General features: G+C 65.1%; 5 protein-coding genes and 1 pseudogene. 1 reads left to right on the top strand and 5 read right to left on the bottom strand.

The window, feature by feature from the left end:
• Positions 1–119 (top strand): annotated as a pseudogene (locus RB623_RS09480) (IS481 family transposase); the annotation flags it as partial.
• Here RB623_RS09480 and RB623_RS09475 read toward each other — a convergent pair.
• From RB623_RS09475 to RB623_RS09455, 5 genes are all read right to left on the bottom strand, one after another.
• A complete protein-coding gene (locus RB623_RS09475) occupies positions 84–752 on the bottom strand; it encodes an NAD(P)-dependent oxidoreductase (protein ID WP_308056531.1) in 669 nt (222 codons plus the stop codon). The pseudogene RB623_RS09480 and the gene RB623_RS09475 overlap by 36 nt on opposite strands.
• 1 nt (position 753) lies before the next feature.
• Positions 754–1,752: a 3-oxoacyl-[acyl-carrier-protein] synthase III C-terminal domain-containing protein gene (locus tag RB623_RS09470; RefSeq protein WP_308056530.1), complete on the bottom strand. Its 999-nt coding sequence runs from the start codon at positions 1,750–1,752 to the stop codon at positions 754–756.
• A gap of 296 nt (positions 1,753–2,048) precedes the next feature.
• Positions 2,049–3,236 (bottom strand): Xaa-Pro peptidase family protein, encoded by a 1,188-nt coding sequence (locus RB623_RS09465; RefSeq protein ID WP_308056529.1) that lies wholly within the window; start codon positions 3,234–3,236, stop codon positions 2,049–2,051.
• A 99-nt stretch (positions 3,237–3,335) separates the two neighbouring features.
• Positions 3,336–5,288 carry a CHASE2 domain-containing protein gene (locus RB623_RS09460; protein WP_308056528.1) on the bottom strand — a complete coding sequence of 651 codons (1,953 nt, stop codon included), beginning with the start codon at positions 5,286–5,288 and terminating at the stop codon, positions 3,336–3,338.
• A gap of 1 nt (position 5,289) precedes the next feature.
• A complete protein-coding gene (locus RB623_RS09455; RefSeq protein ID WP_308056527.1) occupies positions 5,290–8,946 on the bottom strand; it encodes a FecR domain-containing protein in 3,657 nt (1,218 codons plus the stop codon).
• Positions 8,947–9,034 lie beyond the last annotated feature (88 nt).

Here is a 9,034-nt window from a genome sequence, read left to right as displayed (position 1 = left end):
AACTTCCCATCTGGCTTCACCGATACAATTGGCATCGCCCACATGGCAGCCTAAAGTCCAAAACACCAATCAGCCGCCTCGGACTAACCGAGGACAACCTCTTGAGGCTCCACAGCTAGCTCGATGGCGCGTGCGACATCCTCGACATGGGTCAGGTTGGTGCGCGCCAACCCGCCGCGCATCAGCGGCAAGGACCCTTGCCTCGCCGCGCGGATCAGGCGGGGCAGCAACGCCGTGTCGCCCGCGCCGTAAATGGCACGCGGCCTCAGGACGATCGGTGAAAGATCCTTCGCGGCAAGCACCTCGATTTCCGCCAACTGCTTGCTTTCGGCGTAGAAGTTGACCGGGGACGGCAGCGGCGCATCCTCGCGCAAAAGCTCCTGGTCGGCGAAGCGAAAATAGACGCTGGTCGACGAGAGGAACACGAAGCGCCGCGCGCCGACGGCTCGGGCAAGCTTCAGCGCATGGCGCGTGCCGATGACGTTGGCGCGCATGAAGTCGGCCCTCGTTCCCCATGCGGACGACAGGGCGGCGGCGTGTATGAAGGAGTCGGCCTGACCGACAGCCTCCATCGACCTGGCATTGGGCGGATCGCCTAGGTCGCCGGGAACAAAGGTGACGCCCATCTCCTTGACGCGATTGCCTTTTTCCGCGTCGCGGCCGAGCCCTGTGACCTCATTGTCTGCGGCGGTCAAACGCCGGCAAAGCACGCCGCCTAGAAAGCCGGTGGCGCCGCTGACGATCACCCGCATGTCAGGCCACGAAGGCGATGCCGCCAAGCGACAGGCCGGCGGAAGTGCCCAGCATCAAGGCTTTCGCGCCCGGTTCCAGGCGGCCGGAGCGTCGGGCGGTGTCGAGCGCGATCGGGATCGACGCGGCGATCTGGTTGCCGTGGTCGCGCATGATGTCGACGATGCGCGAGCCAAAGCCGCAGCGCTCGGCCAGATGCGCCAGCGCCATCGGACTCGCCTGGTGGGGGATGACGATTTCGACGTCGTCCCGGCTCCAGCCGGCGTCAGCAAGAAGCCGGTCGAGGAACGGTTCGAAGAACTGAATCGTGTGGCGAAACAAGGCCTTGCCGTCCATTTCGAAAAGCGTGTGGCGAGCGAATTCCTCACGGTCGCGGTGGAAATAATATCGCGTGCCGCCGGCGCCGAGTTGGCAATCCTCGTAGCCGGACGGATAGGTTGCCATGCGGGAAGCCAAGATGCCGGCTTTTTCGCCCTCTGCGCCGACAACGACCGCTGCGGCGCCGTCGCCGAACAGGGCCGCTACCAGCGGTTCGGCCTCCCACGGCAGCCCGCGTGAAGCGATTTCCGATGAGATAACAAGCACTTGCCGGCATGTTCCGGCGGCCAGCATGGAGGCGGCGACATCCATAGCGGTGAGGAAACTGAGGCAGGTGGAGTTGATGTCGAAGGCAGCGCAGCAGCCTTCCGGAATGCCGAGGCGGTGCTGAATCAGCGGCGCGGTGGTGGGGATCGACTGGTACGGGACGGCGGCAGCAAACATAACAAGATCAATGTCTTGGGGTTTGCAACCGGCGTCCTCGAGGGCCCGGCATGCGGCCACGGTCGCCAAGTCGATCTGGTCTTCCGCCTCACAGACAGGACGGCTGGCGACGCCGACCCGCTTTTCGACCCAGCCGGCGGGTTTGCCAAGCCGCGCGTCGATCTCGGACGAGCGCAGGATGCGCGCCGGCAGCGCCGAGCCTGATCCCAACACCTTGATTCGCCTGAATCTTCTGGTCATGCGGCGAGACCGCGGCTGTTGCCGTCGCGGCCCCGACAGTCCGCGTTTCGGAGTCGCGTGAAGTCGGGAAGATGGCGCGATTTCAAAGGCTTACGGAACACGACGCTGGACAGTCGCGAAACGGGCTTTCCAAAAACCCGTTTCAAGCGGGCAATAGCGGTGTTTTTTGGGCATTTCAAGCTGATCGCGCGGCATTTGAGTTGCCGCGAGCCTATCGCGTCCGACTGCCTTCGGGCAGCCGCGCGAACGAGCCACCCGATCATGCCCGGACGTATTTCTGGAAGGCCGCCGACCGGTCAGCGTCCGCCCCGGTTCCAGCCACGGCCGCGCTCGCCGAACATCTCGCAGCCGGTCTCGGTTACGGCCAGCGTGTCTTCCAGCTTGATGAAGCCGCGCGAGGGATGCAGCATGGTCGTCTCGACCGAAAGCACCATACCCGCCTCCAGCGGATTGCCGGCGTCGACGCCTTCGTAGGTGACCGGATGGTTGGTCATCAGGAACGGCGCCTCATGGGTGATGACGCCCATGCCGTGGGCGAAGAAGTCGGTGTAGGGCGCGACATGCGACTGTTTCAGCCGCTGTTCGCCGGCGGCGATCAGGTCGCCGCCCAGGGCGCCGGCACGGATTTTCGCGAAGGCCGCCTGCTGCACGGCGTTGACTTCTGACAGGAGATCTTCCAGCTCTGCGTCTGGCTCGCCCAGTACGCCCATGCGGCAGAGGTCGCCGATATAGCCGTGAAAATTGCCGCCGGAATCGATCGACAGCACCTCGCCCTTCTTCCAGGCCTGCGGCGAGGCGGCGCGGTTGTGGCTGGAGCCCAGCGTCAGCAGGCAATATTCGAAATGCAGGCCGCGTTTGGTTTCCTCCCTGCGCAACCTTTCGATGATTTCGGTCTTGGTAACGCCCTCGTTCGCCCACTCGATGGTGGCGAGCATGGAATCGGTGATCAGTTCGGAAGCGGCGCGCAGCTTCGACAACTCTTCCGGCGTTTTCACCGCGCGCAGGCGCTCGAAGGTCGCGGTGGCGTCGACCAGTTTTGTGCTGTTGCCTAGCTGCTCAAGAATGGCATGAGTGTCGGAGGGCAGGAAGGGCGGCTCGATGCCGATGCGCGCGCCGGGTTTTGCCAGTTTCCTGATATGCTCGGCGGCGAGATTGCCGGCGTCGACGCTGTTCCAGGTCGCGGGCTGGAAGGTCGGCGTCCAGAATGGCCGGTTGGCGTGCTCGGCGCCTTCCATCCTGTTGGCGATGTAGGCGGCGTTCTCCGGGCGGCCCTTTTCATAGACCAGCACCGGCAGGTAGCGGCTGTGGCCGATGGCGTCCATGGCGGCGAAGAAGATGAACTTGTAGCCGCCGAGCAGGTACTGGACGTTGTGTTTCGAGGTGGCGACCAGAATGTCCAGCCCGGCCGCGTCCATCAGGCGGTCGAGCTTTTCATGGTCGAACGGAATGGCGATCTCGCCGGCGGCCTGCGATTTGATGTTCATGATGTCTCTCCCTCGCCGCACCGTAGCGCGGGGCGGCGGGGGTCCGCAACGGCGGTGATGCCGGGCGGCGAGATTCATGCGGGCGACGTCAGCCGCGCGTCAACCGACTTCCCCCCGATCCGAAAACCGCTGTTTCAATAGCCGGTAAAACCCCTCAACCCGCGGCAGGGTTTTGGACAGTTTATCAAAACGCGGGTCGAGGCTGGTCGATCTGCCCTCGCGCACATCGGCCAGCAAAGCCGCGTGCTCGGCCAGCGCCTCGGCTGTGGCTTCCGGCACCGGAGTCGAGACGGCGACGGCCTCGGACTTGCCCTTGACACGGACGCTGTCGAGTTCTGCCAGCGCGATCTTTCCGCCAAGGCGGCGCGCCGTCTCCTCGCCCACCAGGATCGACACGCCGAACGCCTTCGTCTCGCTTTCCAGCCGCGAGGCGAGGTTCACCGCGTCGCCCAATGCCGAATAGTTGAAGCGAAAGTCGGAGCCCATGTTGCCGACCACGCAGTCGCCGGTGTTGATGCCGATGCCGATCCTCAGCGGATGCGGTTTGTCGGCAAAAATGTCGGCTTCGACCTCGCGCTCGACATTGAGCGCGTCTACCGCCTTCAGCATCGCGAGTGCGGCCTCGATGGCGTGGACGGCATGGTCGGGATCGGCGAGCGGGGCGTTCCAGAAGGCCATGATGGCGTCACCGATATATTTGTCGATGGTGCCGCCGGCCTTGAGAATCACGTCCGACAGCGGATTGAGCAGCCGGTTCATCAGCCGCGTCAATCCCTCCGGATCGTCCTTCATCTGCTCGGAAATGGTGGTGAAGCCGCGCACGTCGCAGAACAGGACGGTGAGTTCGCGCCGCTCACCGCCGAGCTTCAGATTCGCGGAATCTTCCGCCAGGCGATCGACCAGCACCGGCGACAGATATTGCGAGAAGGCGCGGGTGATGCGCATGCGGCGGCGGCGCTCGGCGGCATAGTCGCGTGCGCTCTGGATGCCGGCGACGCCGGCAAAGGCAAGCGAAGGCGCCAGCGGCGCTAGATAGAAGCGGCCGTAGTGCAGAGCCAAGAAACTCAAGCCGAAAAACAGCAGAATCGTCGCCGCCGACACCACGCCGGTGACGTAGCCGGTGCCGCGCCAGACGACGAGGCCGGCAAGCGCGGCGGCAAGTACGGTTGCAAGGCCGGCCAGCAGGGCCGAGGCCGGCACGACGAACAGGCCGCGCGCCAGATTGTCGAGCACCGTTGCCTGCAGTTCGGCGCCGGGCACCAGGGTGCGGCTGCGCACCGTGTAGGAGGTGGCGAACACATCCGCCCCGCCGGAATCCACGCCGGAGGCCGATTGCATCGACAGGCCGACAATGACCGTGCGGCCGCGAAAAGTACCTTCCGGCAGGAAATTCTTGGGGTTCAGCGCCTGGTAGTAGGAGACGGTCTGGAAGGTGCGCGCCGGCCCGAAAGTCTGGATCAGGGCATCGGGCGGCGCGGGCGTAAAGGTTTCGCCCGCCGCCTCCAGCAGCCGACCGGCAAAACCGTCGGCATAGGGCGGGACGCGGCGCACCACGCCGTCGCCGTCCAGCACCACCGAGGCTATGCCCGGCTTCGCGCCGGCCGCGGTGAAGGCCAGCAACGGCTCCACCCGAATATGCTGGTCGGCGTGCGGCGTGCGGATGAGGGTCTCGTCGGCGGCGAGCACCACGTCCGGCTTGAGTGCCGCCGCCAGCGCCTCGTCGCCGGCCGCCACGGAAGGCTCGGCGAAGATGATGTCGAGGCCGATCGCCTTTGCGCCGGCCTCGCGCAGGGCTTGGATGAGGACGGCGTGAAGGTCGCGCGGCCACGGCCAGCGGCGGCCGATCTCGGCCATGGATGGCTCGTCGATGGCGACGACGATGGGCGACTTTTCGGTGGGCGATGGCGGGGCGGCGGTGGAAAAATAATCGAAGATCTTCAGTTCGACGAGCCGCCACGGCGAGGTGAGCGAGGCGGCGATGACGATGGCCGTGACCAGCGGCACAATGACGGCCAGTTGCCAGGCGCGGCGCCTGGCGTCGGCGGGCGCCATCTCAGAACCGCATTTTCAGGGAGCCGGTGAAGGTCCGGCCCCAGCCGGGCTTGAGAGCCGCAACCATAAAATCCTCGTTGAGAAGATTGTAGCCCGCCAACTGCAACTCGAAGCGCTTGTCGAAGGGCTCCCAGGTAAGGAATGCATCAGCCGTCCAGTAGTCATCGAGCGTCAGGTCGTCCACATTGCCCGCACGCTCGCCCACGTAGGTGGCGGCAAGGGTAACTTTCACATTGGCCGGATTGACATAAGTGAGGCCCACGCGCGCGCCATATTCGGGAATGAAGGGGAGCGTTTCATAGAGCCCGGAGGTAGCAGAATCCAGATTCTCGGAATCAGCGTACGCAGCCGTCGCGAAAAGACCAAAACCGTTTCCAAGCCACACATTACCCGTGACACTGACGCGGTCGATCCGACCGCGGGAGAGATCGATCGTCGATGCCGCCGCAGGTATGTCGATCGCAAGATTGCGCAATTCCTGGTGCTGGTAATCGACAGCCGTAAAGAAGCGGTTCGTCCACTCTGCGTCCCATCGGGCCATGAAAGTGTCCGAATAGCCGTTGACGGCCAGGGGAATCTGGTTGGATTGTAGGCCGAGCAGGTCGACCGGCGCCAGCGTGGAGGCATTAAGAAATGACGTGGCTTCGCGCATATAGCCGGCCCTCAGCCAATGCCCCTCCGCCGGCGTCCAAGCGAGGCCGATTCTCGGCTCGGCGCGCAGGACGTCCTTCCCTGAACCGTCAATGTACGTACCGAACAGGGCACCTTCCAGTTTGAGGTCGGGCGTCACGTCATAAAGTGCGTCGATGTAGGCTCGTCCTATGACTGCGTTCGTGTTCTCGACGGCCTGTTGGCGTATCGGGATACCGAATATATAGGTGTCCACAGTCGTGGTCTGATCCGCTGCGAGATATCCCCCTTCGACGCCATAGCGGAGAGTGACATCGTCCATGCCGTACATATGGTTCAACGCGCCCAGATAGTACTGCGTATCGACGTCCTCGTTGGTGACGTCCCCAAAGGTACCAACAACCGTGTCGTAAAGGCCGACCAGTGAACTCTTCGACTTGGCCGCAGTCACGAATACCGCGGCATTGGCGACGTTCCGGTAGCCGAGAGTATGACTCCAAGCCACGCCCCCCTGGGCAACCTGCGAGTCCTGGGAATGTTGCACGTCGAGGTCAAGCACACCGGGATCCAACACATCGGGGTCGACAACAAGGTCGATCCCATTCTTCAGGCGGTTGAATTGGGTGAAGGCAACGACCCTGTCGTAGGCTGTGGGCTCGACGGCGACATAGGCCGTGCCAGACAATGCGTCGGTGTCAAGTTCGGTGCCGACAAATCCGGGCTCAGATATGCTTCTGGAGGAGTCCGCCGTCAGGCCTGCGACATTTGCATAAAAGCTCCATGGCACGGGCGTGATTTGATGACCCTGAACCTCTACATCACCATTCCAACCCTGTTCGCTGTCTGCGACAAAGCCGCCGCCGATCGATGTTTCGACAAATGGGCTGCGCAGCAGATTCAGACCCCGATGCCGGTTCGAAATCATCATCGGATCGAGCATCAAACCCTGGAAGTACGACGAGAACGATGACCCGTTCGAGCGAGGGTCGATTGATTCAAACCCATAGTTCAGGCTGTTGACGAACGGCGCAGCACTTCCTGCGACCGCCTGGTCGATATAGGCGGAGGCCGTAAACGGGTCGAAGACCGCGTCGCCGTAGTAACGCCCCCAGGCGTCCAGTCCCTGGAACCTGAAGGCATCGTTCAGCGTGGAGCCTTCGGAAAGGCTGGCGCTGAGCGCCGAATAGTCGCCGCCACGCGCACGGGCGCGCCGCAACGCCTCCTGGGCGGATCGGATCGCCCTGTCGGAATCGTATTCGTCGATGGCGATCATCGCCGCGACGGTGGGGATCACGGGATCGTTGGGGTCGAGCCGGTCGGCGTTCTCCAGCGCCTGTTCGGCGGGCGCCTTCTCACCATTCTCATAATAGGCGGCGGCGAGCAGCAGCAGCGCCTGCGCGTAGGCCGGATTGGCGGTCGAGGCGGCCAGCAGGTCCTGGACCGCCTTGTCGGTCTCGCCTGTCTGGATGTGATACCGGCCCTTGGCGATCAGCCCGATGTCGAAGCCCGGATCCTCGGCCATCGCCTTGTCGATCTCCGCCCTGGCTTTGGCGACACGGCCCTGGTCGAGATAGAGCATCGCCAGATTGGCGCGGGCGAGCGGGTCCTGCGGGTCGAGTTCTACGCCTTTGAGGAATGCCGCCTCGGCCTCGCGCTCCGCGTCGCGCGCGCTCAGCACGATGCCGAGCAGGTTCCACGCCGAGGTCGAGCCCGGCATGAGCTCGGCGGCGCGGGTGGCGTCGGCGAGCGCGCCTTCGAGGTCGCTCTGCACCATGACCCGGTAGCGGGCGCGCGCCTCCAGCGCAGTCGGGTCGTCGGGATCGAGCGCCAGCGCCCGCTGGATCGCTTCCTCCGCCTGCGGGCGGTCGTCGACAAGGACGGCAAGCTGGGCGCGGACCGCCGGCAGGGTCGGATCGTCGGGATAACGCTGCTCGGCGCGGCGGATGATTTCGATGGCCGCCGGAATGTCCTGTAGGAAGCCCGCCGTCCAGGCGGCAGCGATCGCGCCAGCCGGACCGGACGCCTCGCCGCCCGGCGGCCGCTCGGCGCGCTCCGGATCGACCAGCGCGCGCGAGAAATAGCCGCCATAGTCGGCGATCGCCCGGCTGCTGCCCGACAGTTTTGGCGCGGCGCGGGCAAACAGCGGTATGGCGTCGGCGTAGCGTTTTTCGGAAGCCGCGATCATGGCGTCGACGAGGTCGAGCCGGGCGCGCTGCGCCGGCGCGAGGCGGAAGCCGCGCGCCTGGTCGGCGGCCTTCTTCGCGGCGACGCGGCCGTCATAGGACAGCGCCACCTCGGCCAGCGTCAACCATTGCTCGCCGGTGCGCGCCGCCTCGGGGATACCGGCGATCTGCTGGCGCGCCTGCCGCATCTCGCGGCTGGACAGCGGCGAGGCGGGCAGGATCAAAAAACTGTCGCGCAGCGAGAGGTAGAACAGCATCTGCTCGCGATCGTCGGGCGCGACGATGACCGTCTTGGTCGGCGCCTGGCCGATCCTGGCGGACGCCGCCTCGCCGGGCACCACCGTGACCGAGCCCAAGGAATTCGACAGCTCGACCTTGCCTTCGAGCACGGTGAGCGAGGTGCGGTCGCCGACCACCGTCATGGTCCAGTCGGTGCCGCGGATGGCGGCCGCCGCCGCCGGCGTCTCGATGACGAGCCCCTCGCCGCCGCGCTCAGCGCGCGCCCAGATGCTGCCGCTCTCGAGGCTGAAGCGGGAGTCGGCGCCGGGATTGATCTCCTTCACCACCATGACGGTGTTGCGGCCGAGCCGGACCTGGGTGTTGTCGGCGAACAGCACGGCAAGGCTGCCCAGCGCGTTGGTGCGCAACTCGTCGCCGGCCAGCAGGTCCTGGTGGATGTCGACGCCGCGCCAGTCGCTGACGTCGATGAAACGCACTTCCTCGCCGGTCTTGCGGGCGATGACCGAGCCGGCGGCGGGCGCGTTGCGGGGGACGGGGTCGGCTGCCGCGATGCTGGCGCAGCCGAGCATCATCCCTGCCGCCAGTGCCCCCACGAACTTGCGCATGATGCCGTTTTCGCGCCCCAACCCCAAGGCGTTATGGTGAAAAAGGCACAGCGGTGTCAAGCTTGCGGACGCCGAAACACGAGGCTTG

This window comes from Mesorhizobium sp. LHD-90, assembly GCF_030929505.1.
Taxonomy (GTDB): Bacteria; Pseudomonadota; Alphaproteobacteria; order Rhizobiales; family Rhizobiaceae; genus Kumtagia.
This window is presented reverse-complemented; position numbering and strand designations above follow the sequence as displayed.

Coding starts and splice junctions, on each gene's coding strand:
- RB623_RS09475 (WP_308056531.1), bottom strand. CDS start 752: ATGCGGGTGATCGTCAGCGGCGCCACCGGCTTTCTAGGCGGCGTGCTT.
- RB623_RS09470 (WP_308056530.1), bottom strand. CDS start 1,752: ATGACCAGAAGATTCAGGCGAATCAAGGTGTTGGGATCAGGCTCGGCG.
- RB623_RS09465 (WP_308056529.1), bottom strand. CDS start 3,236: ATGAACATCAAATCGCAGGCCGCCGGCGAGATCGCCATTCCGTTCGAC.
- RB623_RS09460 (WP_308056528.1), bottom strand. CDS start 5,288: ATGGCGCCCGCCGACGCCAGGCGCCGCGCCTGGCAACTGGCCGTCATT.
- RB623_RS09455 (WP_308056527.1), bottom strand. CDS start 8,946: ATGCGCAAGTTCGTGGGGGCACTGGCGGCAGGGATGATGCTCGGCTGC.